This window comes from Bradyrhizobium sp. ORS 375, from assembly GCF_000239775.1.
In the GTDB taxonomy this organism is placed as follows: domain Bacteria; phylum Pseudomonadota; class Alphaproteobacteria; order Rhizobiales; family Xanthobacteraceae; genus Bradyrhizobium.
Map to the genome: position 1 here is coordinate 1 of NZ_CAFI01000448.1, position 25,853 is coordinate 25,853.

Here is a 25,853-nt window from a genome sequence, read left to right on the forward strand (position 1 = left end):
CCGCCATGGCGAGCGAGCCCGCGCCGGCGCCTGCTGCGGTGCCGACTGCCGCCTCCTATGGCGACGTCACGGTGCGTCCGATCGCACAGAAGCCGTCGCTGTTCCCCGAGCCGGAGGCGCAGCGCGCCGCGCCGGTCGAGCCGGCGGCGCCGCCGGAGACCTTCATCCCGCAGGCCGCCGAGCGGGTTCCCACTCGCGCGCCGCGCATGCCGAAGTTCGAGGACCTGCCGATGCCGGCCCAGGCCGAGATCCGGCAGGCGAGGGGGGACGAGGGCGAGGAGCATCCGCAGAAGACCCGGATGTCGCTGCTGCAGCGTCTCGCCAATGTCGGCCTCGGCCGTCGCGACGAGGAGAGCGAGCCGCCGATGTCTGGTCGCAACGCCGCTCCGGCGATGCCGCAGATGCCGCCGCTGCCGGAACGGAAGCCGCAGCGGAACGTTGCCCAGCAGGTCGCAAGTCACGAATCGCCTGTCTCTGAATATGCCCGCCGTCCGGCTCCGCAGGGTCTGGACGTCCATGGCCGCCCCGCGCCTGTGTCCCCCGCGCCACAGGGCGACGACCATTTGGATATCCCGGCCTTCCTTCGCCGGCAGGCAACCTGAGAATTGTTACAGCCTCGACGGTGCTGAACAGGCCCGGCTCGCGAGAGCCGGGCCTTTTTACTGGCTGCGGCTCCTGCTTCAACTAACTGATTTTAAATGATTAATTATTGTTTCGGTGCTTGGATGGGGAACGCGGAGGGTTAAAGCCACGTTCCAGTTTGGTTAAGGGTTGGCGCGAATACGGCAGAGATGGGGTAACAATCCGTAAAGAAGCGTGAGTTGGCGCACTTGGGGGGGCTCGTTAAGTTCTGTCGTGACTTGGGGATGCCTGAAAATGAGTCGGTTCGCGAGGGGCGGCCGATGAAGGGTTCAGGCGGGGTCTTGGGCGATCGTCGATGAAATTCAGCCGGCAAACAACGCTTCGTTCGCAAGCCACCGTCACCGGTGTTGGCGTCCACTCTGGCGCGCCTGTCAGTCTGACGATCGGGCCTGCGCCTGTTGATGCGGGGATCGTGTTCCTCCGCACCGGTCTCGATGGCGCCGACCGCGAGGTTCTGGCGGCCTTCGGCTCGGTGATTGCGACCGAGCTGGCAACGGTACTCGGAGACCGTAATGGTCCACTGGTCTCCACCGCCGAGCATATTCTGGCCGCGCTGCGCGGCATGGGCGTCGACAATGCTCTGATCGAGGTCGACGGTCCCGAAGTTCCGATCATGGATGGCAGCGCCGCGCCGTTCGTCGCCGCTATCGACCAGGCTGGCATCGTCAACCAGTCCGCCGCGCGCCGCTACATCCAGGTGTTGAAGCCGGTGCAGGTGACGATGGGCGCCTCGATGGGCGAGCTGCGCCCCAACAACTCCGGTTTCCGGGTCGAAGCCGAGATCGATTTCGCCAATCCGGTGATCGGCCGCCAAGCCTACCATTTCGAGCTGAGCCCTGAGCGCTTCCGCCGCGAGATCGCCCGCGCCCGCACCTTCGGCTGCATGAGCGACGTGTCGCGGCTGTGGAACGCCGGCTTCGCGCTGGGCTCCTCGTTCGACAACACGCTGGTGTTCGACGAGGACCGCCTGCTGAATCCCGAAGGCCTCCGCTACGCCGATGAATGCGTCCGGCACAAGGTGCTCGACGCGATCGGCGATCTGGCTCTGGCCGGCCTGCCGATGCTCGGCACCTACCGTTCCGTCCGCGGCGGCCACAAGCTGAACCATGCCGTGCTGACCGCGCTGATGGCCGACCGGACCGCTTGGCGGGTGGTCGAAGGCGAGACGGTGCGCCGTCCCCGCGTGGCGGCCGAAGTCGTCGGCGGCATGGTCGGTGGCATGATCGCCCCGGCGTTCGGCCCGGACGTGTCCTGAGCTTATCGGGCTCAGGCAGCTTCGAATCCTTGGACAGGTGAGCAGCGTTTCGCGTCTCGGTGCGGCGTGTCCGCAATGATTTTCTCAAAGGAAAATCGTTAGCGATTGTTGCCGGCAGCCTGTAGCTTCGTCGGGCGATGGCCGTTTACGCCGCTTTTCCAACGCCTTTTGCAGCGGTAACCATGATGCGAGGCGGCAGCCTCGGTCCCGCCTTAATCCGGACGGATTGGCTGCCTATGCGGTTGGTTGACGAAGTGTTTTCGGTTAGAGAGGCCGTGGCGGCGTGATGCGTGCCACGAGGACTCTTCCTTCGCGATCATGAGACGATGGTCATGGTGCGCGGCGTAGATCAGATCACAGGCATCGGGTTCCAAAGAAGCATGTCGAACCAGCGTCTCACGCGCGAACTCCGTCCTCAGTCCATCTCGGCCGGCCGCCCATTGCGGCTCGCTGCGTCGCTGGTCCTGCTGGCGCTGCCCCTGGCGGGCTGCGGCACGGGCGGACTCTGGGACAAGTTCATGGCCAAGGACGATACGTTCGTCGATGAACCCGCGGACAAGCTCTACAATGAGGGCTTGTACCTGATGAACGAGAAGAAGGACGTCAAAGGCGCGACCAAGAAGTTCGAGGAGGTCGATCGCCAGCATCCCTATTCCGACTGGGCGCGCAAATCGCTGCTGATGTCGGCCTACGCCTCCTATCAGGCCGGTGATTACGACGGCTGCATCGGCGCCGCGACCCGCTATGTGACCCTGCATCCGGGCAGCCCGGACGCGGCTTATGCGCAGTACCTGATCGCCGCCTCGCATTACGACCAGATTCCCGACATCAGCCGTGACCAGGGCCGCACCGAGAAGGCCATCGCCGCCCTTGAAGAGGTGGTGCGCAAATATCCGACCTCTGAATACGCCACCAACGCCAAAGCCAAGATGGAAGGCGCCCGCGACCAGCTCGCCGGTAAAGAGATGGACGTCGGCCGCTACTACATGCAGAAGCGCGACTACACCGCCGCAATCAACCGCTTCAAGACGGTGGTGACCCAGTACCAGACTACCCGGCATGTCGAGGAGGCGCTGTTCCGCCTGACCGAGGCCTACATGACCATCGGCATCGTCGGCGAGGCGCAGACGGCGGCGGCGGTGCTCGGGCACAATTTCCCGGACAGCAAGTGGTACAAGGACGCCTATAATCTCGTGAAGTCCGGCGGCGTCGAGCCCGAGGAGAACAAGGGCTCCTACATCTCGCGGGCGTTCAAGAAGCTGGGTCTCGGCTGACGCTGATGGACTGGGCGATCTGATCCTTCTTTGTTCTCAATTCTTGTTTTGTTCTCTTTTTGCTGCTAGCATCGAGTCGTTCGCTCAGGGGCCTTCTGCCCCGTTACGAAGGACTTCGGTTCCATGCTGGCGCGACTGTCGATCCGTGACATCGTCCTGATCGAACGACTCGATCTCGAATTCTCCGAGGGACTTGCGGTGCTGACCGGCGAGACCGGTGCCGGCAAGTCCATCCTGCTTGATGCCTTCGCTCTCGCCCTTGGCGGACGCGGCGATGCCAGCCTGGTGCGGCATGGCGCCGACCAGGGCCAGGTCACGGCCGTGTTCGAGATCGGCAAGGACCATCCGGCCGCCCGCATCCTCGCCGCCAACGGGCTCGACGCCGACGGCGAGATGATCCTGCGCCGCGTGCAGTATGGCGACGGCCGCACCCGGGCCTTCATCAACGACCAGTCGGTGAGCGTGCAGACCTTGAAGGCGATCGGCGCCACTTTGGTCGAGATCCATGGCCAGCACGACGAGCGCGCGCTGGTCGATGCCGCCACCCACCGCCGGCTGCTCGATGCCTTCGCCGGGCTGGAGAAGGATGTCGCCGGCGTCGAAGCGTTGTGGGCCGCCCGCCGGACCGCGGTGACGGCGCTCGACCAGCATCGCGCCGGCATGGAGCGCGCCGCGCGTGAGGCCGATTATCTGCGGCATGCCTCTGACGAGCTGAAGAAGCTGGCACCGAAGGAGGGCGAGGAGACGCAGCTTGCCGCCCGGCGCACGGCGATGATGCAGGGCGAGAAGATCGCCGGTGACCTGCGTGATGCCCAGGATGCCGTCAGTGGCAACCAGTCGCCGATTGCAGCATTGGCGGCGGCGGTGCGCCGGCTGGAGCGGCGCGCCGTCAGCTCGCCGGCGCTGGTCGATCCGGCGGTGAAGGCGATGGATGCCGCAATCAACGCGTTGGAGGAGGCCGATCAGCATCTGACGGCGGCGTTGGCGGCCACCGATTTCGATCCGCTGGAGCTGGAGCGAATCGAGGAGCGGCTGTTCGCGCTGCGGGCCGCCGCGCGCAAATACTCCACGCCGGTCGATGGTCTGGCGGCGCTGGCCGCCAAATACGCCGCCGATGTCGTGCTGATCGATGCCGGCGCCGAGCAGCTGAAGAAGCTGGAGGCGGCAGCCGCTGCCGCTGACGGGCGCTATGCCGCAGCCGCGGCCAAGCTGTCGGCGGCGCGCGCCAAGGCCGCGGAAAAGCTCAATCGCGCTGTTCACGCCGAGCTCGGCCCGCTGAAGCTCGAACGGGCCAAATTCATGACCCAGGTCGACAGCGATGCGGACGCCCCAGGGCCGGAAGGCATCGACCGGGTCGAGTTCTGGGTCCAGACCAACCCGGGCACCCGGCCGGGCCCGATGATGAAGGTCGCCTCCGGCGGCGAGCTGTCGCGGTTCCTGCTGGCCCTGAAAGTCGTTCTGTCCGATCGCGGCTCGGCGCCGACCCTGGTGTTCGACGAGATCGACACCGGCGTGGGCGGCGCGGTGGCCGATGCCATTGGCGCTCGGCTGGCGCGGCTCGCTCACGGCGTCCAGGTCATGGCCGTCACCCATGCCCCGCAGGTCGCAGCCCGGGCGGATCAGCATCTCCTGATCTCCAAGGATGCGCTCGACCGCGGCAAGCGCGTCGTGACTCGCGTCAATACGCTTGCCACCCTGCACCGCCGCGAGGAGATCGCCCGCATGCTGGCCGGCGCCGAGGTCACCGCCGAAGCCCGCGCCGCCGCCGACCGCCTGCTGGAGGCCGCGGCGGCGTAGCTGGAGCGTTCTGCGGAAGGCTATCGGTCCAGGATAGAAGTCCGCTGTTGTTTGGCTCCGTCATTCCGGGGCGGTCCGAAGGACCGAACCCGGAATCTCGAGATTCCGGGTTCAAGGCCTGCGGCCTTGCCCCGGAATGACGATCAGGTACAAATCGACTCGTACAAGTCGCTCCATCCTGGATTGTCTTGCTCGATCAACTGCACCTTCCACGCCCGCTTCCATTTCTTAAGCTCCTTCTCCCGGGCAATGGCGGAGACCGGATCGTCGTAGGCCTCAAACCAGACCAGTCGCGTGATATTGTACTTGGATGTGAATCCAGGTACCGCCTTCAAACGATGTTCATAGACTCGTCGAACGAGATCGTTGGTCACACCGACGTAGGTCGCACCGTCCTTTCGGCTTGCGAGGATGTAGACGTAGTAGCTCATCGTCGACCTTCTGAGGCTGCAGCCGTAGGAGTGTTCCTCGGCGTGCGCAGAGCCTGGCGGCCCGTAGCGGCGAGTAAATGATACGAAACATGCCCAAGACAGCAAAACCGAAGCAGTCCGTCGACGTCGCCGATCTCACCAAGGCGCAGGCCAAGGTGGAATGGAAGCGGCTGGCGCTGGAGCTTGAGACCCACGACAGGCTCTACTACCAGGAGGACGCGCCGAAGATCTCTGATGCGCAGTACGACGAGCTGCGTCGCCGCTTCAACGCGATCGAGGCGCGCTTCCCGGAGCTCGTCAGCAGCGAGTCGCCGTCGCAGAAGGTCGGCGCCGCTCCATCGGGGCGCTTCAAGAAGGTCCGGCATGCCGTCCCGATGCTGTCGCTCGACAACGCCTTTGCCGAGGAGGACGTGCGCGACTTCGTTGGCCGGATCGCGCGGTTCCTCAAGCTCTCCGATGATGACCGGATCGACTTCTCCGCCGAGCCGAAGATCGACGGTCTCTCGATGTCCCTGCGCTATGAAGGGGGCGAGCTGGTCACCGCAGCCACGCGCGGCGACGGCGCCGAGGGCGAGGACGTCACCGCCAACATTCGCACATTGAAGGACGTGCCGCAGAAGCTGCACGGCCGCAACCTGCCCGACATTTGCGAGGTGCGCGGCGAGGTCTACATGACCAAGCAGGCGTTCCTCGCGCTCAACGAGCGGCAGAAGGAGGCCGGCGACACCATCTTCGCCAATCCGCGCAACTCCGCCGCCGGCTCGCTGCGCCAGAAGGATCCGACCATCACCGCCTCGCGCCCCCTCGGCTTCTTCGCCTATGCCTGGGGGGAGATGAGCGGGCAGCGACCGGCCGACACCCAGAGCGGCATGATCAAATGGTTCGAGCATTGCGGCTTCACCACCAACCCGCTGACCAAGCTCTGTCACTCCGTCGAGGAGCTGATCGCGTTCCATCGCTCGATCGAGGAGCAGCGCGCCGAGCTCGACTATGACATCGACGGCGTCGTCTACAAGGTCGACCGCATCGACTGGCAGGAGCGGCTGGGCTTCGTGTCGCGTACGCCGCGCTGGGGCATCGCGCATAAATTCCCGGCCGAGCGCGCCATGACGGTGCTGCAGGACATCGAGATCCAGGTCGGCCGCACCGGCTCATTCACGCCGGTCGGCAAGCTCGAACCGGTTGGCGTCGGTGGCGTCATCGTGCAGAACGTCACCTTGCACAACGAGGACTACATCAAGGGCATCGGCAACAAGGGCGAGGTCCTGCGCGAGGGCCGCGACATCCGCGTCGGCGACACTGTCGTGATCCAGCGCGCCGGCGACGTCATCCCGCAGGTGGTCGACGTCCTCATCGACAAGCGGCCTGCCGACGCGAAGGAATTCCACTTCCCCAAGAAATGCCCGTGCCCGCTGCACACCGACGTCGTCCGCGAGGAGACCGCGACCGGAGAGGAAGGCTCGCGCGCGCGCTGCACCGGCGAGTTTGCCTGTCCGTATCAGAAGATCGAGCACCTCAAGCTGTTCGCCTCGCGCCGGGCCTTCGACATCGACGGGCTGGGCGAGAAGCAGATCCAGTTCTTCTTCGACGAAGGCTGGGTGAAGGAGCCGGCCGACATCTTCACGCTGCAGAAGCGCAACGCCAAGCTCAAGCTGGAGGAGGTCGAAGGCTATGGCGAAACGTCGGTGCGCAACCTGTTCAATGCGATCGATGCGCGGCGCGAGGTCGCGCTGGAGCGCTTCATCTATGCGCTCGGCATGCGCCATGTCGGCGAGACCACCGCGCTGGCGCTGGCGCGCGGCTATGGCTCGTGGGACGCTTTCCATGACGCCTGCCTGAAGGTCGCCAATGGCGACGAGGAGGCGATCGCCGAGATGGATGCGCTCGACCAGATCGGCCACACCGTGATCAAGAGTGTCGCCGCCTATTTCGGCGAGGACCATAACCGCGGCATCGTCGAACGGCTGACCAGCGAGGTGAAGATCCTCGATGCCGAGAAGCCCAAGCGCAACTCGCCGATCGCCACTAAGACCGTCGTGTTCACCGGCACGCTGGAAAAGATGACGCGCGACGAGGCAAAGGCCACCGCCGAGCGTCTCGGTGCGAAGGTGTCGGGCTCGGTGTCGAAGAAGACGGACTACGTCGTTGCCGGTCCCGGTGCCGGCTCCAAGCTGAAAGACGCCCAGAAGCACGGCGTCCAGGTGCTGACCGAGGACGAGTGGCTGCAGCTGATCGGGGAGTAGCTGCTCGGCGTCGATCTTGCCCCCTGTTCCGGACCGCGCGAGGTATGAAGTGGACTGCATGGTTTGCCACAGCACGCGCGTCATCTTCGGTGTCGTCCCGGCCTTGAGCCGGGACCCATAGCCTCCGCCGGTTGTGGACGGGAGAGCGCTATCCACCAGCCTGCCTCAAACATCTCCCTGGGGATATGCGTCCCGGCTCGAGGCCGGGACGACAGTGACACTCAAACCTATCGTCATCCGCGAAAGCGGATGATGCAGTATTCCAGAGGCCGTTGTTATCAACCGCGCCGCCGCGGCGTACTGGATACCCGCCTTCGCGGGTATGACGCCGAAGGCGACGCGCCGTCCTGCGACCTCTCGGTCCGACTCCTTACATCACCCCGGCTTCATCCTCCTCCGCCGCCTGGATCAGCTCTTTTGTCACCGTCACCGGCGTGCGTGGGACGAGGAAGATCATGCAGCAGACGCACGCCAGCGACAGCGTCAGCATGGCCGAGGTCAGCGGCAGCGTCGTCGCGTAGTGGCCGCCGAGGAACGCGCCGAGCTGCGAGGTCATCGCGCCCAGTCCCATCTGCAGAAAACCCATCGCCCCTGAAGCGGTGCCGGCGGCGCCCGGCCGGACGCTGATGGCGCCGGCCGCGGAGTTCGCCATCACGAAGGCATTGGCGAACATCAAGAGCATCTGCGTGCCGAACAGCACCGATGGCATCTGGTTCAAGCCGAACAGGCTCCACGTGAGATTCAACGCGGCGCTCGTCAGCTGCAGCGTCAGTCCGAACCAGATCAGCCGGTCGAGCGAATGCCGCGGCGCATACCTGACGCAGAACAGATTGCCGACGAAATAAGCGAAGCCCGTGGTCGCGAACCACGCGCCATATTCCGCCGAGGAGCGCCCCATCTGCACCTCGACGATGTACGGTCCGCCGCCGGCGAAGGCGAAGATGATCTGCGAGGCCAGCACCTGGCACAGCATGTAGCCGAGAAAGGCACGGCTCCTAACGAGCATGACGACGTCGCGTCGGAAGCTCGCGCCTTCGACGCGGGCAGGGCGGGTTTCCGGCAGCGCCAGGGTCACCGCGACGCCAACCGCAATCGACACGGCTGCGACGACGTAGAAGATGGCATGCCAGCCGAACGCGATCTCGATCAGTCCGCCGGTCAGCGGCGACAGCATCTGCGCGATCATCATGACGGCAACGACGAGGCTGATCATCGCGCCGATGCGTTCGCGCGGATAGAGGTCGCGAATGATGGCCCGGCTGATCACCATGCCACTGGCGCCGCCGAGCGCCTGGAAGAAGCGCGCCGCGATCAGCTGGGGAAGGGTTTCGGCGAAGATGCAGCCGAAGCTCGCGACGACCGACAGCGCGAGTCCGGCGAGCATCACCGGACGGCGGCCAAAGCGGTCGGACAGCGGGCCCAGCAGGAGCTGCGAGATCGCGATGCCGATCATGTAGAACGACACGGTCATCTGCACGACCGAGGCATCGCGCTCGAAGGTGGTCGCGAGCAGCGGCAGCGCCGGTACCAGCAGATACAACGAGATCGGCGCCAGCCCGGTCATCACGACGAGCAGGACCAGCACAGTGCGCGAGGGGGCCGTGCGCTGCGTGACGGCTCCCGGCGGTCTGCTGATCATTCCATGCATGGGGCCGCTCAAATCAGGTGGACGCCCCGACTCTAGCCACCTTCCGCGTCGCGGAAACGCCTGTTTCTGCATGCGCCCATACCGGCAGCGGGACAGTTGCAATCCGTGACGGCAGACGAGTCCGGAGGAGGCAAAGCGGAGCGTGCACGCCGTACTCGGACAGATTCATCTGTCAAGTACCGCTTCATCTGTTAAGCCCTGGGCGCCGCGCCGGCCGCGATCTCGCGGCACAGGCTGCACGTCCGTGCTTCACTTGCTCGATGCGTCGAATGAACGTCGCTCGGCGCCGTGCGTGATTGCGCCCTCTCCCGCAAGGGGAGAGGGCGCAGTCATGGGCACCGCGCTCGTTGTCGGAGGCCGCTCACCGGTCCACGTTCAAGCGATGGGTGACGATCTCGTAGTTGCTACTTTGCAGAGCTTCGACGTCACAAGGGCGCGGTCGCCTGATCCAGCCAGAGCTGGTCGGGCTCGTCGAGCGCTGCGCGCACAGCCTCCCGAACCCTGGCATGATAGGCGTCGAGCCAAGCCCGCTCCTCGGTGCTCAGCATCGCGACGTCGATCAGCCGGCGATCGATCGGCGCCAGCGTCAGTGCCTCGAAGCCGTTTATCGGCTTCTCCGCGCCGGGCACCTCCTTCGGCACGACCAGCTCGAGATTCTCGATGCGGATGCCGAAGGCGTCGGTCTTGTAGTAGCCGGGCTCGTTGGACAGGATCATGCCGCGCTTCAAAGGCGTCGTGCCGAGCTTGGAGATCCGCGCCGGTCCCTCGTGTACTGACAGATAGCTGCCGACGCCGTGACCTGTGCCGTGCTCGAAGTCGATCCCCGCCTGCCACAGGAATTGCCGCGCCAGCGTATCGAGCTGGGCGCCGGTGGTGCCATCCGGAAACAGCGCGCGCGCGATCGCCAGATGGCCGCGCAGCACGCGCGTGAAGCGGTCGCGCATCTCCTGGGTCGGGGCGCCCACCGCGATGGTGCGGGTGACGTCGGTGGTGCCGTCCTCATATTGCGCGCCGGAATCGATCAGCAGCAGATCGCCGGGCATGATGCGGCGGTTGCTCTTGCGGGTGACGCGGTAGTGCACGATGGCGCCGTTCGGGCCGGTGCCCGAGATGGTCGGGAACGAGACGTCCTTGAGCGCGCCGGTTTCGCGGCGGAAGCTCTCCAGCGCCTCGACGGCGTCGATTTCCGTCAGCGTGCCCTTCGGCGCCTCGCGATCGATGTAGGCGAGAAAGCGCGCCAGCGCGACCGCGTCCCGCCGATGCGCGCGGCGGGTGCCCTCGATCTCCACCGCATTCTTGGCGGCCTTGAGCAGGCTGACCGGATCGGCGCCGCGCACCGGCTTGCCGCCGGCGCTCTGGATCAGCCGCGTCAGGGCGTCCGCGGCTGTGGCGCTGTCCAGCGCGATTGCTGCGCCGGATTGGGCCAGCTCCGTCAGGCGCGTCGTCAGCGCATCGGGCTCCGCCACGTCGGCACTGTGCTCGAGATGGTCGCGGGTCAGGTTCGACAGCTTGCGGCTGTCGATGAAGATCGTCGGTCGCCCACTCTTCGGCACCAACGCGTAGGACAGCGGCAGCGGCGTGTGCGACACGTCGGCGCCGCGAATATTGAACGTCCAGGCGACATTGTGCGAGTCGGACAGCACCAGCGCGTCGACGCCGAGCCGCTCGATCTCCTGGCGGATGCGCCCGAGCTTTTCGGCCTCGACCTCGCCGGACAATTCCGCGCCGTGGATGGAGACGGCGCCGAGCGGCGGCAGCGGGCGCTCGGTCCAGATGCTGTCGATCGGATTGTTCTCGACCGCCACCAGCTCGGCACCGGCCTTCGCACAGGCCGCAGCAAAGCGCTCGGCGGCGCCGGTCGTATGCAGCCACGGATCGAAGCCGATGCGGTCGCCGCTCTGCAGGCGAGCGGTGAGCCAGCTCTCCGGCGGCGGCTCGATCAGCGACTCCACAGCCCACGCCTTGCCGTCGACCTGTTTGCCGGCCTGCAAGGTGTAGCGGCCGTCGACGAAGATCGCAGCCTGCTGCGGCAGCACGATTGCGAGGCCGGCAGAGCCCGTGAAACCGGTCAACCATGCCAGCCGCTCGTCCGACGGCGGCACATATTCGTTCTGCTGCTGGTCCGCGCGCGGCACGATGAAGCCGGTCAGCCTGTGCCGCGCCAGCTCCTCGCGGAGAGCGGCGAGCCGTGCCGTCAGCGCGACACCGGTTTCGGGTTCTTCGAACGTCTGGAACAGGGCTTCGAACATCGGTCTCATACTTTAGGCGTGGATCTCGACTGCGATAGATACTCATCCAGTTAGGCGTGCAGTGCACGAAGAATCTCCTTGCATTCGCCTGTGCAAAAAGATTTGCTGTCGCATGCCGGTCATCCGGAAGAGATGCGGCGGGGAAACGTGATGGATGTGGTGACCACGATCGTAAAGATCATCCACGGTCACCCAATCCGGGGAGTGCCTCAACTCAATGGCGAGGGGACGCACGATGCCTGCTTTTACCTTTGAGAAATTGTCGGCGCCGACGCCACATGCTCCGGCACCCGCACCCGTCGAGAAGCCGCGCAGCGCGCTGGCCGATCTCGTCAATCGTCTCGTCGAGCCGCGGCTTCGACGTGCTCCTCGCAACAAGCAAGACACCGGCGCTTCGAAGGGCCAATCCAAGACCTGAACGTCGTAATTCGTCGTCCTGCTCCCAGCCCAGATCCCCAGCCTGAGCTGATCGGACCTCAATATCTCTTCTGCAGCAGCAGGCTGCTCCAGCCCTCGATTCTCAAATGCCGGACGGGAACCAGGCCGCGCGCGCGATACGCGGCGACGACGCCACGTGCCTGCGGGGTCAACAGGCCGGAGAGGATCACGAAGGCGCCGAGGGCGAGGTGGCGCTGCATCGGCGCCGCCAGCTGCCGCAGCGGATTGGCGAGGATATTCGCCAACACCAGGTCGAATGGGCCGGCCTCGGTAAATTCGCCCGCCGCAAAACCGGTGGCGCGGATCACCTGGACCAGGGGACCTGCGCCGTTGAGCCTGGCATTGTCCCGCGCGACCGTCACCGAGGGCGCATCGATGTCGCTGGCCAGCACGGACCGGCGCGTCGCCTTGGCGGCCGCGATGGCGAGCACGCCGGTGCCGGTGCCGAGGTCGAGAACATGACGGGGGGCCCGGCGCTTCAGAACGTCGTCGAGCAGCAGCAGGCAGCCGCGCGTGGTGCCGTGATGGCCGGTGCCGAAGGCCAGCGCCGCCTCGATCTCGATGCCGAGCTTGTTGGCCGGCACGCGGGCCCGGTCGTGAGCGCCGTGGACCATGAAGCGGCCGGCCGGCACGGGAACCAGATCGTCCAGGCTCGCCTTGACCCAGTCCTTGGCCTCGACCGCCTCGAACGAAAGGGACTCGGCCGCATCAGCCCCTGCCGCGCCGCCGACCAGCTCGCGCACGAGCGGCTCATCCGGCTGATCGGCAAAATGCACCGTTACGTCCCAGCGTCCATCCGGCCGCTCGAAGGCGGCCACTGCCGCATCGCCGTCGAAGAACACCTCGGTCAGGACGTCGACTGCTGGACGGGCCGTGGCTTCGTCCGCGACCGTGAAGCTCGCTTTGAAGGTCGCAGGCGTTGAGGCTGAGGTCATTTGGCGGGGTCCGGGATGCATTTGATGGCGTGGTTAAGCAATCTGATCGCCAGCGCAAGCATCTTTGGCCCGAAAAGGGCATACTTTGCTGCAGCTTCGGGTTGTTTTTGCCCGCCGATTGTAAGCACGTAAAAGTTGCCCCGGAATTGCTGCGAAAATTCCGACGACTTGAACGGGCCTTGTTACCCTAACCTTAGGTTCTTGCCTCCTAGGGTTCCGGACATGGGAACCGTGCAACCTTCGGTTCCTGGGTTGGGAAACGAGGTTTGAAATGAAGACCTTTGTCTTGAAGTTCTTGCGCGACGAATCCGGTGCCACCGCCATCGAATACGGGCTGATCGCAGCCGGCATTTCGCTGGCGATCATCGCGGCCGTGAACGGGCTGGGCACCTCGCTCAGCAGCAAGTTCGACTCCATCAATTCGTCCCTCAAGTAATCTGCGCAGCGGCGTTCTCGGAGAACCGGGCAAATGCCCGGTTTTTCCGCTTGCAGGCCCACGTTATCGACAGGCGATCCCCCGGGGTCTCCACCGGTTCTGCACAGCCGTGGAGGCGCGCCATCCACAGCCGGGCTGCCGACAATCCACAACCTGCCGACAGGCTTGTAAGCCGTCTTTTCACCGCTTCCGCTCAGTTGAAGATGGCGCGGTGGTCGGCCAGAATCGTCTGCGCCGCATTGTGGCCGGGCGCGCCGGTGACGCCGCCGCCGGGATGGCTGCCCGAGCCGCAGTGATACAGTCCCTTCAGCGGTGAGCGATAATCGGCGTGGCCCAGCATCGGCCGGGCCGAGAACAGCTGGTTCAGGCTGAGTGCGCCGTGGAAGATGTCGCCGCCGAGCAGCCCGAACTGCCGCTCCAGGTCCAGCGGTGACAGCACCTGCCGGCCGAGGACGCTGGCGGCAAAGCCGGGCGCGTAGCGATCAACGGTCGCGATCATGAGGTCGGCGACCTCGTCGCGATGATCATCCCAGGACCGGCCGTCCGGCAGCTCTGGCGCGACATGCTGGCAGAACAGGCTGGCGACGTGCTGGCCGGCAGGGGCCAGCGTCGGATCGAGCGTCGAGGGGATCAGAAGCTCGACGACGGGATCGCGGCTCCAGCCGTGGACGCGCGCGTCGAGATAGGCCTGGTCCATGTAACCCAGGCTCGGCGCCAGGATGATGCCGGCGGAGAGATGATCGCCCTCGCCGGGCAGCACGCTGAACGAGGGCAGCCGGCTGAGCGCCACGTTCATGCGGAACGTGCCCGAGCCGTTGCGCCAGTTGCGGATCCGGCTCAGGAAGGGGGCGGGGAGGGCGCCCTCCGGCACCAGCCGGGTGTAGAGCAGCTTGGGATTGACGTTCGCCGCGACGTAGCGGGCGCGCAGCGGGCGGCCATCCTCCAGCACGACGCCAACGGCGCGGTCGCGCTCCACGATCACCTCGCGCACGCCGCAGTCGACCTCGACCAGGGTGCCCAGCTCCTTCAGCGCCCGCGCCATGGCCTGGGTGATCGCACCCATGCCGCCGATAGCATGGCCCCAGACGCCCTTCTTGCCGTTTACCTCGCCGAAGGCGTGATGCAGCATCACATAGGCTGAGCCGGCTGCGTAGGGACTGGCGTAGTTGCCGACAATGGCGTCGAAGCCGAACAGCGCCTTCACCAGGTCGGTCTCGAAGATCTCATCGAGCATCTCGCCGGCGGAGCGCGTGAACAGATCGAGCAGGTCGCGTTGCTGCTCCAGCGACAGCGCCCGCAGCGTGTTGGCGGTGCCGAGCGCGTTGAACGCCTCGCGGATCGCGCCTAGGCCGAACTGCGCAACCAGATTGGGCGGGGCGCGCAACACCAGGCTGCGGAGCACGTCCGCGATCGCCTCGAGCCGCGCCGAGAACGGGCCGATGGCCTCGGCATCACCAGGGCTGAGCCGCGCGATGGACGCCTGCGTGCGGCCTTCGCCGGTCAGCAGATAACGGCCATCGGGCGCCGGCAGAAAATTCTGCGCGCGGCGCTCGACGATCTCGAGCCCATGCTGATGCAGCTTGAGGTCGGCGATGACACGCGGGTTGAGCAGGCTCACCGTATAGGAGGCGACGGAGTTGCGAAAGCCCGGGTGAAACTCCTCGGTGACAGCGGCGCCGCCGACGACCTTGCGGCGCTCGACCACATGGACGCGCAGGCCCGCCATCGCCAGATAGGCCGCACAGGTCAGGCCATTATGGCCCGCGCCGATGATGATCACGTCGGTTTCGTTCATGTCCGCTTCAAAAAGCCCTGATTAATGACCGGCGGGTGCCCAGCCGCCGGGAACCTCGACGAGATCGTGCTGTCGCCCCGGATCGTCGCCGCGTCAAGGGGAACTCGGTTTTGCCGCAGCTGCTCGCCATACCGCCCCTCGATCCGCTATGTGTCGTCCGCACGTCGCGGCCCGGCCTGTTCTCGTGAACATGCCGCGCCGCTGCTGGAGTTGCCATGACCTCAATCGCCTCATCCGCCGCCGTTGCCCAGCCCTCCGCCGCCCGCAACCGGCTGGTGCTCGTGGTCTACACTGCGGCGATCTTCGTCAGCGCGCTGCTGTTGTTCTCGGTGCAGCCGCTGTTCACCAAGAGGGTGCTGCCGCGGCTCGGCGGCTCGCCGGCAGTGTGGTCGGTGGCGATGGTGTTCTTCCAGGCCCTGCTGCTCGGTGGCTACGCCTACGCGCATTTCCTGACCCAGCTGCGCAGCCGCGTGATCCCGATCGCCATTCACCTCCTGCTGCTCGGCTTCGCCCTGCTCAGCCTGCCGCTGTCGATCGCCGGCCACTGGGGCGATCCGCCGACGTCCGGCTATGCGCTCTGGCTGCTCGGCCTGTTCGCGGCCTCGATCGGCCTGCCGTTCTTCGCGCTGGCCGCCAACAATCCGCTGCTGCAGGCCTGGTTCGTGCGCACCGGCCATCCCGCGGGGCCGGACCCGTACTTCCTCTATGCATCGTCGAACATCGGCAGCTTCCTGGCCCTGTTGTCCTATCCACTGCTGATCGAGCCGATCTTCAGCCTGCGCATGCAGAACCTGATCTGGACCGGCGGCTATGGCCTGCTCATCGCGCTGATCGCCGGCTGCGGCGCGCTGCTGCTGCGCTCGCCCGTGACGGTGGCGAGCCTGCTGCAGAACGACGTCAGCGATGCGCCGGCGCCGCGCTGGCTGCTGCGTCTGCGCTGGATCTTCCTCGCCGCCGTGCCCTCGGGTCTGCTGATCGCGGTCACCGCGCACATCTCCACCGACGTCGCCGCAGCGCCGCTGCTGTGGGTGCTGCCGCTGTCGCTCTATCTGCTCACCTGGGTGCTGGTGTTCCAGTCGCGGCCTCTGCTGCCGCACAAATGGATGCTGGCGCTGCAGCCGCTCGCGATTGCCGGCGTGGTCGTGCTGCTCGCCTTCGGCGGCGAGCAGAATCTCGCGCTCACCCTCGGCGGCCATCAGCTGTGCTTCTTCATCATCGCGATGGCCTGTCATGGCGAGCTCGCGCGCACGCGCCCCGCCGCCAAATATCTCACCGGCTTCTATGTCGCATTGTCGTTCGGCGGCATGGTCGGCGGCCTGTTCGCCGGGCTGATTGCGCCGTTCACCTTTTCCTGGGTGGCCGAATATCCGATACTGCTCGCCATGGCGGCGCTGTGCCGGCCGGCTGCGGCTGAGCGCCTGCCCAAGATCACGCGCTGGTACTGGGTCCTGTTGGCGGTGGTCGCGATCGCGCTGCTGGTGCCGGCCGGCATGACCGGCAAGGTCACGACGTATCTCGAGGATCATCGCGTCTGGGTCGCGGGCGCCGTGGGCGTGCTCGCGGCGCTGCTCGCACTGCTGCTCAACGGCGGCCGCTGGAAGCTGTTCGCCACCGCAGCGCTGGCGCTGGTGCTGATCCGCGCCTATCCGGCTGATGACGGCCGGGTGGAGACCGTGCGCAGCTTCTTCGGCGTGCACAAGATCGTGGTGACCTCCGACGGCCACTATCACGTGCTGATGCACGGCACGACAATCCACGGCGCGCAGAAATATCTCAACGCCGACGGCTCCAAGGTCACCGGCCGTCCTGAGCCGATTACCTACTATCACAAGGATGGCGGCATCGGCCGCGCCATCACCGCGATCCGCGAGCGCAAGGGAGCGCCGCTCAAGGTCGCCGTGATCGGCGTCGGTGCGGGTACGCTGACCTGCGCCGCCGCGCCCGGAGAGGATTGGCACTATTTCGAGATCGACCAGACGATGGTCGATACCGCGAGCGATCCAAAATACTTCAGCTACATCAAGAACTGCGCGCCCGACTTCAAGCCGGTCATCGGCGATGCCCGGCTGACCTTCGCCAAGGAGCCGGACGGTGTCTACGACCTCATCATCGTCGACGCCTATTCCTCGGACGCCATCCCGATCCATCTCGCCACCGAGGAGGCGATGGCCATCTACAAGGCCAAGCTGGCGCCGCAGGGCGCGGTCGTCATGCACGTCTCCAACCGCCATCTCGAGCTCGAGAGCGTTGTCGTCGGCATCGCCGACGCCAACGACATGAAGAGCTGGGTCTATAACGAGGACTCCGGCCGCGATGACGAGTACATCTTCTCGACCGACGTCGTCATCAGCGCCCGCGAGGAGGCCGATGTCGGCAAGCTCGCCTCGTCGGACAAATGGACCGAGACCGAGCCCACCGACGGCGAGCGCGTCTGGACCGACGATTATTCGAACATTCTGGGCGCGGTATACCGGCGGCTGCGCGACGGAGAGTAGCGTAGGGCATGGCTGTTCCGCCCGGGCTCTCCGCCGCTGAAGTCGCCGATGTCTCTCGACTCAAGAAGAGGTGCGTACCTCGCGGTGCGTTTTGGCTTTGGTTGCGTTGCGATAAAAACTCGCCACGACAGTGCGGAGCATCTGATCGTATTGCGCCGCAAAACGCTTGAATATTGGTTGTTGGTGCCGGCTTTGTTGCGTGGTCGCCCCGACCATGCTACCTGAGGTGCGCGCCTCAGGTGCTGTTCCCGATCAGACGCTGAGAAGGGGATAGCAGCAGGCACACATGGGCAATCTCAGTTTCAACTCTCCACGATCCCTTGGGCTGACGCCGCCTTGCCAAGCGGGACGGCCAGGCCGGGACAGCCGAGACCGAGCTGAGACTCTCTGCCCGACCGAGCGGAGGCTTTCCTCTCGGACGATGAGTCTAGTGCTGACTACCAACGCCAGCCGCATCAAGCAGGCCGGCTTACATGGGAGGGGTTCGATGAAGCGTCTTTGGATGGTCGGCGCGTCTGCTCTGTTGGCGATGGCGCTCGGCGTGGGCTCGGCAGGAGCGGCGGACAAGAAGGTTCTCGCCTTCGTGGTCAACGGCGCGTCCGACTTCTGGAAGATCGCCGAGGCCGGCGTGAAGAAGGCGCAGGGCGAGCTGCCCGACTACAACCTTCAGCTGAAATATCCGGAGCAGGCCGCCGCCGCCGTGCAGCAGCGGATGCTGGATGATCTCGTCGCGGCCGGCGCGGCCGGAATCATGGTGAGCGCGGTCGATCCGAAGAACCAGACCGAGCACCTCAACAAGATCGCCGGACAGACGGTGCTGTTCACCACGGACAGCGACGCGCCGCAATCGAAGCGCATCGCCTATATCGGCTCCTCCAACATCGAGCTCGGCAAGGATGCCGGCAAGCTGATGCTGAAGGCGCTGCCGAACGGCGGCAAGTGCGTCGGCTTCGTCGGCCTGCTCGGCGCCGACAACGCGCGCGAGCGCATCGAGGGCGTCAAGGAGACGATCAAGGGCTCGAAGGTCGAGCTGGTCGACGTCCGCGGCGACGAGATCGATCAGACCCGCGCCAAGCGCAACGTCGAGGACATCCTTGCGGCCATGCCGGACGTGAGCTGCCTGGTCGGCTTCTATTCCTACAACACCCCGCGCATCTATGAGGTGCTGAAGGAGGCCGGCAAGCTCGGCAAGATCAAGATCATCGGCTTCGACGAGGATCCGATTACGCTCGGCGGCGTGAAGGACGGCGCCATCGAGGGCACCGTGGTGCAGCAGCCGTTCGAGTGGGGGTATCAGGGCATGAAGCTGATGGCGAAGGTCGTGCAGGGCGACAAGTCCGGCGTGCCGGCCAACGGCATCATCATCGTGCCCGGCAAGGTGATCGAGAAGTCGAACGTCGACGACTTCATGGCGCAGATGAAGACGATGCTGAAGAAGTGACGCGACGGCCGCCGTGCCCGAGCCCTTCCTCGAGCTGATCGACATCGGCAAGACCTATCCTGGCGTGGTCGCGCTCGACCACGTCAGCCTGTCGGTCGCGCCCGGAGAGGTGATCGCGCTGCTCGGCGAAAACGGCGCCGGCAAATCGACCCTGATGCGCGTGCTCGGCGGCGTCGTGCCGCCGAGCCGCGGCACGATCCGGATCGATGGCATCGACCGCACCAGCTACACCGTGACGGATGCGATCGCCGCCGGCATCGCCTTCGTCCATCAGGAGCTCAACCTGTTCGACAATCTCGACGTCGCCGGCAACGTCTATATCGGCCGCGAGCCGGTCTATGGCGGGCCGCTGCGGCTGATCGATCGCAAGACGCTCAGAGCCAAGGTCCTGCCGCTGATCGCACGTCTCGGGGCCGATTTCGAGCCGGACACGCCGCTGGCCGAGCTGTCATTGGCGCAGCGCCAGCTGGTCGAGATCATCAAGGCGCTGTCGCTCGATGCGCGCTGCGTCATCATGGACGAGCCGACGTCGAGCCTCACGCTGTCCGAGACCGCGCGGCTCATGCAGGTCATTGCCGGCCTGAAGGCGGATGGCGTCAGCGTCATCTTCATCACCCATCGCCTCAACGAGGTGATGCAATGCGCCGATCGCGCGATCGTGCTGCGTGATGGCCGCATGGTCGGTGCGCTCTCGCGCGACGAGCTCAATCCCGCCGCGATGATCCGGCTGATGATCGGTCGCGACCTGCGCTCGATCTACGTGCCGCCGGCGGCGCCGCCGGGCGAGGCCGTCCTCGACGTGGTCGACGCCGTGACATCGACCTATCCCAAACGGAGCGTCAGCCTGCAGCTCCGGCGCGGCGAGATTCTCGGGCTCGCGGGCCTGGTGGGATCGGGGCGCACCGAGCTCGCGCGCGCCATCTTCGGCGTCGATCCCTTGCTCGCCGGCGGCCTCCAGCTCGAGGGCGCACCGATCCGCATCGCGACGCCGCGCACCGCGATCGATCGCGGCATCTATCTCGTGCCGGAGGACCGCAAGGGCTGCGGCCTGCTGCTTGACCTGTCGATCGCCGAGAACATCTCGCTGCCGGATCTCGCCGCGCATTCGCGCCTCGGGCTCGTCGACACTGCGAGCGAGACCGATAATGCCAACCGCCAGCGCGAGCGGCTGAACATCCGCGCGACAGACGTCAGGACGACGGTCGGCACCTTGTCGGGCGGCAACCAGCAGAAGGTCGTGCTCGCCAAATGGCTCTCGATGCGGCCGAAGGTCCTGATCTTCGACGAGCCGACGCGCGGCATCGATGTCGGCGCCAAGCAGGAGATCTACGACATGCTGCGGCGGCTTGCCGATGCCGGGGTGGCGATCTTGATGATCTCGAGCGACATGGAAGAGGTGATCGGCGTGAGCGACCGGATCGCTGTGATGCATGAGGGCCGGATCTCCGGCTTCCTGGCGCGCGGCGAGTTCAGCGAGCACAATGTGCTCCAGCTCGCCGTCGGCCATACGATCTAGAGAGGGGCCCGTGCACAAGAAAGATCTCAGTCTCCTGGTCCTGATCCTGGTGGTCGGTGCGGTCGTGGCCTTCATCAATCCGCGCTTCCTGCTGGTCGGCAACCTCTCGAACACCGCCAATCAGGTCGGCATGTTCGGCATCTTCTCGATCGCGGAGGCCTTCGTCATCATCGTCGGCGGCATCGAGCTGGCGGTCGGATCCGTCATCGCGCTGCTCGGCGTGCTGTTCATCGACCTGATCGTCAACCGCGACGTCGACTGGATCCTGGCTTTTGCGCTGATCATCGCCGGCGGCGTCCTGATCGGTACCGTTCACGGCACGCTGATCACCAAGATGAAGATTCAGCCGTTCGTGGTGACCTTGTGCGGGCTCCTGATCTATCGCGGCGCCGCGCGCTATTACACGGAGGATGCCACCGCCGGTTTCGGCTACGGCGCGAGCTTTCCGATGCTGGAATGGCTGACGGCCGGCCGCACCAATGTGCTCGGCTTTCCGCTGCCGCACAGCGTCGTCGCGCTGGTGATCGTGGCCGGAATCGCCTGGCTGGTGCTGCACCGTTCGGTCTACGGCCGCTATTTCTACGCCGTCGGCAAGAACGAGGAGGCGGCGCGCTATTCGGGCATCAACTCCGACCGGGTGACGATCTCAGCCTATGTGATCTGCGGCGGCCTGACCGCGCTGTCGGCGGTGCTGATCGCCATGTACACCCGCTCGATCTCGCCGGCGGTGCACGGCTCGTTCTATGAGCTCTACGCGATCGCCGCCGCCGTGCTCGGCGGCTGCTCGCTGCGCGGCGGCGAGGGCTCGATCATCGGCGTCGTGCTCGGCACGATCCTGCTGCAGGTGCTGCAGAACCTGGTCAACCTCTTGGGCATTCCGAGTTCGCTGAACTTTGCCGTGATGGGCACGGTGATCCTGATCGGCGTGCTCGCCGACCAGTATCTGGTGCAGCGGCGCCAGCGGGCGCCGTCGGTGCGGGGACAGGTCGGCGCCGAGAGCAAGCCAGCCACGCTGGAGCGCGTCAGCGCCGAATAGGGGAGCGTTGCGGAGCCGGGCGAACCCGGCGTCCGCGGATGTCGATCAATCCTGATAGGTGTAGTAGCCGCGCGGCTGATAATACTGCCGCGGCTGGTAGTAGCGCGGCTGCGCGTAGCTCGGATTGCCGTTGTCGTAATAGTACTGCGGCTGCTGCTGCGGATAGGCCTGTGCGCCGTAAACTTGGCGGCTGGTGCCACGCGGCGCCGGATAGCGCACGCCATTGTCGCTGTCGTCGGCCGGATAGATGTAGCCGTCATCCGGGCGCTGCTGCGGCACGACCTGCCGCCCCGGCAGCAGCTGGGGTTGCGGCGTCAGCACGACGGGCTCGCCATTGTCGTCATATTGCTGCGGCTGGGTGTCGCGGCGGGCCACGGCGGTGCCGCGGCGCGGATTGCGCGCCAGCGCCACTTCGGCTGATCCGGTCAGCGTCACCGTGGTGTTGAGCACGCCGTCTTTCTGCACGAGATCATAGAGCGTCGTGGCATTCGCCTTCGACAGCCGGACGCAGCCGTGTGACGCCGGTGTGCCGAGCCGGCCTTCGGAGTCCGTGCCGTGGATCGCATGCCCGACCTTGGTGAAGAAGATCGAGTGCGGCATCGGCGCATCGTCGAACTCCTTCGAGTAGTGATCGGCCTCCATGCGGAAGGCCTTGAAGGTGCCGTTCGGCGTCTCGCGCGAGGGTATGCCGGTGGAGACCGGCCAGCGGTAGCGCTCGACGCCATCGACGGCGACGGTCATGACCTGGTTGTTCTTGTCGACGGTGATGTCGATCTTCGCCATGGCCGGCGTGGCGATCAGCAGGGCGAAGCCGGCAACTGCAAAAAGACTGGTACGCATCTAACCTCTGGCCTCCAGGCCCTCGACTACGGCGAGACCTTGAAACGGTGTCTAGAAATTGCCGTATGATCATCGGCGCGGCCTGCACTATGTCGGAAGTCCAGGGTTTGTTCCAGCCGACGGCGGTCTCAACCTTAATGTCGGGCACGGATCAGGCAAAGACTCCGAGCCGTTCAACTGGAGTGACATTTTCGCGACCGGACGCGGAGGTCGACGATGTTTAGGACCTCTCTAATCCGTCCTATTTGGCGGGACCGCGCAACTTTTTGGCCGCATCCGCGTTTCAGAAATTCCTCCATGCGGTTCCCAGGATTCAAGATGTTGACGATGAAGGCCAAGACAGCGGTGCTCGATGACCGGGCTCCGCAGCGACTGACCTATCTGCTCGCGGCGCTCGCGCTGTTCATCCTGGCCCTGGCATGGCTGGCGCTCCCGCAATTCGCCCGGGCGCAAGGCATCATCCGCGGCGCCCATGAAGGCGCGTACGAAGGCAACCGCATCGGGGGACCGGTGGGTGGCGTGGTCGGAGGTGCGGTCGGCGCCGGTGTCGGTGGTGCGGTCGGCGCCGTCGAAGGCGCGCTCGGCATTCCGCACCGCGCCTATTACCATCGGCACTATCGTTGCCGCGGTTATCGCGACGGCTACGGGCACTTTCACTGCTACCGGTAAGCCGATCCCGCCCGAAGCGGTGCCGGCTCAGCGCTTGAGCCGGTAGCCGGTCTTGAAGATCCACCAGATCACCGTCATGCAGATGACGAGGAACGCGAGCGTCATCGCGACTGAGATCTCGACCCTCACATCCGCGATCTCATAGAAGCTCCAGCGGAAGCCGGAGATCAGGTAGACGACCGGGTTGAGCAGCGCGATCGAGTGCCAGGTCGGCGGCAGCATGTTGACCGAGTAGAAGCTGCCGCCCAGGAAGGTCAGCGGCGTCACCACCAGCATCGGGATCATCTGCAGCTTCTCGAAGCCGTCGGCCCAGATGCCGATGATGAAGCCGAACAGGCTGAAGGTCACCGCCGTCAGCACCAGGAAGGACAGCATCCACACCGGGTGCTGAATGTGCAGCGGCACGAACAGCCCGGCGGTGGCGAGGATGATCAGTCCGAGAATGATCGACTTGGTCGCGGCGGCGCCGACATAGCCGAGCACGATCTCGACGTGAGAGATCGGCGCCGACAGGATCTCGTAGATCGTGCCGATGAATTTGGGAAAGTAGATGCCGAACGAGGCATTGGCGATGCTTTGCGTCAGCACCGACAGCATGACCAGGCCCGGCACGATGAACGTGCCGTAGCTGACGCCCTGGACTTCGCTGATGCGCGAGCCGATGGCCGCGCCGAACACCACGAAATATAGCGAGGTCGAGACGACCGGCGACACGATGCTCTGCAGGATCGTGCGCCAGGTGCGCGCCATCTCGAATTTGTAGATTGCGCCGACGGCTCGCAGGTTCATTGGCTCACCAGGCTGACGAAGATGTCTTCGAGGGAGGATTGCTTGGTCTCGAGATCGACGAAGCGGATGCCCGCGGTGCGGAGATCGCCGAGCAGGCTGGTGATGCCGGTGCGCTCGCCCCTGGTGTCGTAGTCGTAGGCGAGCCGCCAGCCGTCGTCCGACAGCGTGAGGTGATACGGCGCCAGCGCCTCGGGGATCGCCTCGATCTTGTGCTGCAGATGCAGGGAGAGCCGCTTGCGGCCGAGCTTCTGCATCAGTCTGGCCTTGTCCTCGACCAGCACGATCTCGCCCTTGTTGATGACGCCGACCCGGTCGGCCATCTCCTCGGCTTCCTCGATGTAGTGCGTGGTCAGGATGATGGTGACGCCCGCGGCTTTCAGCTCGCGCACCACATCCCACATGCCCTTGCGCAGCTCGACGTCGACGCCCGCGGTCGGCTCGTCCAGGAACAGCACCTGCGGCTCATGCGACAGCGCTTTCGCGATCATCACGCGGCGCTTCATGCCGCCCGACAGCGTGATGATCTTGGCGTCCTTCTTGTCCCACAGCGAGAGGTCCTTCAGGATCTTCTCGATCAGCGCCGGGTTCTTCGGCTTGCCGAACAGGCCGCGGCTGAAGCTCACGGTGGCCCATACGCTCTCGAACGAATCGGTGTGCAGCTCCTGCGGCACGAGCCCGATCAGCGACCGCGCGGCGCGGTAATCATTGTTGATGTCATGGCCGCCGACCGCGACCTTGCCCGTCGATGCGTTCGCGATGCCGCAGATGATGCTGATCAGCGTCGTCTTGCCGGCGCCGTTCGGGCCGAGCAGGGCGAAGATCTCGCCGCGCTCGATCGTCAGATTGATGTTGTTGAGCGAGGTGAAGCCCGATGGATAGGTCTTCGACAGGCCGGAAACGGAAATGACGGGAGCCATCAGGTGCGGGGATTCGATGTGATTCGGGAGCCTGCGCGGAAGAGACGCGCATGTGCGGGCGAAGCGCACAGATAGGAACGACGACGCGGTCCCGCAATCGCGGGACGACGCGTCGATCGTGTCGCCATGAGGGCTTTTCCGTGGCCAATCCCAACGAGTGTTGCCGTGCGGCCACGTCGGAGGGATGAACGCCGTCGATGATGTCGCACCATGTTGCGTCCGCGAGCATCTCTTGTACGGTTCGCGCCGTCTCGACATTTCCGCCGTGGAGAAGGACCGATGACGCCACGTTTCAGCACCACCAGCACCATCGTGACGCGCCGCCTGCCGGCGCGCTGGCTCGGCATGGTCGCCCTGGCGCTCGCACTGGTCCTGCCGCTCGGAACCGGTTCGGTCCGCGCCGCCCCAAGCCCGGCGGCTGCCAGTGCGGCCAGCACCACGCACGTTTATCTGCTGCGCGGTGTGCTCAACATCTTCTCGCTCGGGCTCGACGACATCGCGGCCAAGCTGGATTCGCAGGGCATCCCGAACACCGTCGCCAATTTCGTCTCCTGGTCCTCGCTCGCCGATGAAGCCGCGACGGCCTACAAGGCCGGCCGCATCAAGACCATCATCCTGGTCGGCCACTCCTCCGGCGCGACCGCGCTGCCGGACATGATCAACAAGCTTGGCCAGCTCGGTGTGCCGGTGAAGCTCGCGATCGGCCTCGACTCGGTGTTCAAGACCAAGCTCGTCGGCGGCAACGCCGAGCGCTACATCAACTTCTACATCGCCAACGGTAACGGCGAGCCGGTGCGCCGTGACGACGGCTTCCGCGGCAAGCTCGAGAATGTGGACGTTGGTTCTGCGGTGCCCGGCGTCGGTCACATCACGATCGAGAAGAACCAGATCATGCAGCAGAAGGTGATCGGGGCGATCGATGGCGTCGTGTTTGGCGGCAAGGGCCGGCAGCCGGCCGCGGCGCCGCCCACGCGGATGGCCGCCCCGCAGCGCGCCGCCAGCGCCAC

General features: G+C 65.6%; 19 protein-coding genes and 1 pseudogene. 12 read left to right on the plus strand and 8 right to left on the minus strand.

Features of this window, described 5'->3' with window-relative positions:
• From BRAO375_RS29750 to recN, 4 genes and pseudogenes are all read left to right on the plus strand, one after another.
• Positions 1 to 602: pseudogene (locus tag BRAO375_RS29750) on the plus strand (cell division protein FtsZ); the annotation flags it as partial.
• Between the two features lie 335 nt (positions 603 to 937).
• Entirely contained in the window at positions 938 to 1,897 is a 960-nt protein-coding gene (gene lpxC / locus BRAO375_RS29755) for a UDP-3-O-acyl-N-acetylglucosamine deacetylase (protein WP_009031136.1), read from the plus strand.
• A 380-nt stretch (positions 1,898 to 2,277) separates the two neighbouring features.
• A complete protein-coding gene (locus BRAO375_RS29760; protein WP_009031137.1) occupies positions 2,278 to 3,171 on the plus strand; it encodes an outer membrane protein assembly factor BamD in 894 nt (297 codons plus the stop codon).
• Between the two features lie 123 nt (positions 3,172 to 3,294).
• The gene (gene recN, locus BRAO375_RS29765) at positions 3,295 to 4,968 is read left to right on the plus strand and encodes a DNA repair protein RecN (RefSeq protein ID WP_009031138.1); all 1,674 of its coding nucleotides are present in this window, start codon (positions 3,295 to 3,297) and stop codon (positions 4,966 to 4,968) included.
• Positions 4,969 to 5,111: 143 nt separating this feature from the next.
• Here recN and BRAO375_RS29770 read toward each other — a convergent pair whose 3' ends face one another.
• Positions 5,112 to 5,399 (minus strand): GIY-YIG nuclease family protein, encoded by a 288-nt coding sequence (locus BRAO375_RS29770; RefSeq protein WP_009031139.1) that lies wholly within the window; start codon positions 5,397 to 5,399, stop codon positions 5,112 to 5,114.
• Positions 5,400 to 5,488: 89 nt separating this feature from the next.
• On the opposite strand from BRAO375_RS29770, the gene ligA reads away from it, so the two are divergent.
• Positions 5,489 to 7,642: an NAD-dependent DNA ligase LigA gene (ligA, locus tag BRAO375_RS29775; protein ID WP_009031140.1), complete on the plus strand. Its 2,154-nt coding sequence runs from the start codon at positions 5,489 to 5,491 to the stop codon at positions 7,640 to 7,642.
• A gap of 370 nt (positions 7,643 to 8,012) precedes the next feature.
• On the opposite strand, the gene BRAO375_RS29780 is transcribed toward ligA, so the two are convergent.
• The 3 genes from BRAO375_RS29780 to BRAO375_RS29790 form a co-directional block, all read right to left on the minus strand.
• The gene (locus tag BRAO375_RS29780; protein ID WP_009031141.1) at positions 8,013 to 9,290 is read right to left on the minus strand and encodes a multidrug effflux MFS transporter; all 1,278 of its coding nucleotides are present in this window, start codon (positions 9,288 to 9,290) and stop codon (positions 8,013 to 8,015) included.
• Between the two features lie 425 nt (positions 9,291 to 9,715).
• Positions 9,716 to 11,539 carry an aminopeptidase P family protein gene (locus tag BRAO375_RS29785; protein ID WP_009031142.1) on the minus strand — a complete coding sequence of 608 codons (1,824 nt, stop codon included), beginning with the start codon at positions 11,537 to 11,539 and terminating at the stop codon, positions 9,716 to 9,718.
• A gap of 476 nt (positions 11,540 to 12,015) precedes the next feature.
• A complete protein-coding gene (locus BRAO375_RS29790; protein WP_009031144.1) occupies positions 12,016 to 12,912 on the minus strand; it encodes a 50S ribosomal protein L11 methyltransferase in 897 nt (298 codons plus the stop codon).
• Between the two features lie 271 nt (positions 12,913 to 13,183).
• On the opposite strand from BRAO375_RS29790, the gene BRAO375_RS29795 reads away from it, so the two are divergent.
• Entirely contained in the window at positions 13,184 to 13,348 is a 165-nt protein-coding gene (locus BRAO375_RS29795; RefSeq protein WP_009031146.1) for a Flp family type IVb pilin, read from the plus strand.
• 193 nt (positions 13,349 to 13,541) lie between these two features.
• On the opposite strand, the gene BRAO375_RS29800 is transcribed toward BRAO375_RS29795, so the two are convergent.
• On the minus strand, positions 13,542 to 15,143 hold the full coding sequence (locus BRAO375_RS29800; RefSeq protein ID WP_009031147.1) for a phytoene desaturase family protein: 1,602 nt from the start codon (positions 15,141 to 15,143) through the stop codon (positions 13,542 to 13,544).
• 215 nt (positions 15,144 to 15,358) lie between these two features.
• On the opposite strand from BRAO375_RS29800, the gene BRAO375_RS29805 reads away from it, so the two are divergent.
• From BRAO375_RS29805 to BRAO375_RS29820, 4 genes are all read left to right on the plus strand, one after another.
• Positions 15,359 to 17,638, plus strand: a complete 2,280-nt coding sequence (locus tag BRAO375_RS29805; RefSeq protein ID WP_009031148.1) for a spermidine synthase — start codon at positions 15,359 to 15,361, stop codon at positions 17,636 to 17,638.
• A gap of 487 nt (positions 17,639 to 18,125) precedes the next feature.
• The gene (locus tag BRAO375_RS29810) at positions 18,126 to 19,079 is read left to right on the plus strand and encodes a sugar-binding protein (protein WP_009031149.1); all 954 of its coding nucleotides are present in this window, start codon (positions 18,126 to 18,128) and stop codon (positions 19,077 to 19,079) included.
• Between the two features lie 13 nt (positions 19,080 to 19,092).
• Positions 19,093 to 20,595 carry a sugar ABC transporter ATP-binding protein gene (locus tag BRAO375_RS29815; protein WP_009031150.1) on the plus strand — a complete coding sequence of 501 codons (1,503 nt, stop codon included), beginning with the start codon at positions 19,093 to 19,095 and terminating at the stop codon, positions 20,593 to 20,595.
• A gap of 10 nt (positions 20,596 to 20,605) precedes the next feature.
• Positions 20,606 to 21,631: an ABC transporter permease gene (locus tag BRAO375_RS29820; protein WP_009031151.1), complete on the plus strand. Its 1,026-nt coding sequence runs from the start codon at positions 20,606 to 20,608 to the stop codon at positions 21,629 to 21,631.
• A 45-nt stretch (positions 21,632 to 21,676) separates the two neighbouring features.
• Here the strand turns inward: BRAO375_RS29820 and BRAO375_RS29825 are convergent, their stop codons facing one another.
• Positions 21,677 to 22,471 carry a L,D-transpeptidase gene (locus BRAO375_RS29825; protein ID WP_009031152.1) on the minus strand — a complete coding sequence of 265 codons (795 nt, stop codon included), beginning with the start codon at positions 22,469 to 22,471 and terminating at the stop codon, positions 21,677 to 21,679.
• Positions 22,472 to 22,789: 318 nt separating this feature from the next.
• On the opposite strand from BRAO375_RS29825, the gene BRAO375_RS29830 reads away from it, so the two are divergent.
• The gene (locus tag BRAO375_RS29830) at positions 22,790 to 23,140 is read left to right on the plus strand and encodes a hypothetical protein (protein ID WP_009031153.1); all 351 of its coding nucleotides are present in this window, start codon (positions 22,790 to 22,792) and stop codon (positions 23,138 to 23,140) included.
• A gap of 27 nt (positions 23,141 to 23,167) precedes the next feature.
• Here the strand turns inward: BRAO375_RS29830 and BRAO375_RS29835 are convergent, their stop codons facing one another.
• On the minus strand, positions 23,168 to 23,929 hold the full coding sequence (locus tag BRAO375_RS29835; RefSeq protein WP_009031154.1) for an ABC transporter permease: 762 nt from the start codon (positions 23,927 to 23,929) through the stop codon (positions 23,168 to 23,170).
• Positions 23,926 to 24,846 carry an ABC transporter ATP-binding protein gene (locus BRAO375_RS29840; protein WP_009031155.1) on the minus strand — a complete coding sequence of 307 codons (921 nt, stop codon included), beginning with the start codon at positions 24,844 to 24,846 and terminating at the stop codon, positions 23,926 to 23,928. Before BRAO375_RS29840 ends, BRAO375_RS29835 begins: the two co-directional genes overlap by 4 nt.
• 279 nt (positions 24,847 to 25,125) lie before the next feature.
• Here BRAO375_RS29840 and BRAO375_RS29845 point away from each other — a divergent pair.
• On the plus strand, positions 25,126 to 25,853 hold a 728-nt coding region (locus BRAO375_RS29845), incomplete at its 3' end, for a hypothetical protein (RefSeq protein WP_035643044.1).

Coding starts and splice junctions, on each gene's coding strand:
- BRAO375_RS29785 (WP_009031142.1), bottom strand. CDS start 11,539: ATGTTCGAAGCCCTGTTCCAGACGTTCGAAGAACCCGAAACCGGTGTC.
- BRAO375_RS29780 (WP_009031141.1), bottom strand. CDS start 9,290: ATGCATGGAATGATCAGCAGACCGCCGGGAGCCGTCACGCAGCGCACG.
- BRAO375_RS29795 (WP_009031146.1), top strand. CDS start 13,184: ATGAAGACCTTTGTCTTGAAGTTCTTGCGCGACGAATCCGGTGCCACC.
- BRAO375_RS29770 (WP_009031139.1), bottom strand. CDS start 5,399: ATGAGCTACTACGTCTACATCCTCGCAAGCCGAAAGGACGGTGCGACC.
- ligA (WP_009031140.1), top strand. CDS start 5,489: ATGCCCAAGACAGCAAAACCGAAGCAGTCCGTCGACGTCGCCGATCTC.
- BRAO375_RS29790 (WP_009031144.1), bottom strand. CDS start 12,912: ATGACCTCAGCCTCAACGCCTGCGACCTTCAAAGCGAGCTTCACGGTC.
- BRAO375_RS29840 (WP_009031155.1), bottom strand. CDS start 24,846: ATGGCTCCCGTCATTTCCGTTTCCGGCCTGTCGAAGACCTATCCATCG.
- BRAO375_RS29830 (WP_009031153.1), top strand. CDS start 22,790: ATGTTGACGATGAAGGCCAAGACAGCGGTGCTCGATGACCGGGCTCCG.
- BRAO375_RS29805 (WP_009031148.1), top strand. CDS start 15,359: ATGACCTCAATCGCCTCATCCGCCGCCGTTGCCCAGCCCTCCGCCGCC.
- BRAO375_RS29810 (WP_009031149.1), top strand. CDS start 18,126: ATGAAGCGTCTTTGGATGGTCGGCGCGTCTGCTCTGTTGGCGATGGCG.
- BRAO375_RS29825 (WP_009031152.1), bottom strand. CDS start 22,471: ATGCGTACCAGTCTTTTTGCAGTTGCCGGCTTCGCCCTGCTGATCGCC.
- lpxC (WP_009031136.1), top strand. CDS start 938: ATGAAATTCAGCCGGCAAACAACGCTTCGTTCGCAAGCCACCGTCACC.
- BRAO375_RS29800 (WP_009031147.1), bottom strand. CDS start 15,143: ATGAACGAAACCGACGTGATCATCATCGGCGCGGGCCATAATGGCCTG.
- BRAO375_RS29760 (WP_009031137.1), top strand. CDS start 2,278: ATGTCGAACCAGCGTCTCACGCGCGAACTCCGTCCTCAGTCCATCTCG.
- recN (WP_009031138.1), top strand. CDS start 3,295: ATGCTGGCGCGACTGTCGATCCGTGACATCGTCCTGATCGAACGACTC.
- BRAO375_RS29835 (WP_009031154.1), bottom strand. CDS start 23,929: ATGAACCTGCGAGCCGTCGGCGCAATCTACAAATTCGAGATGGCGCGC.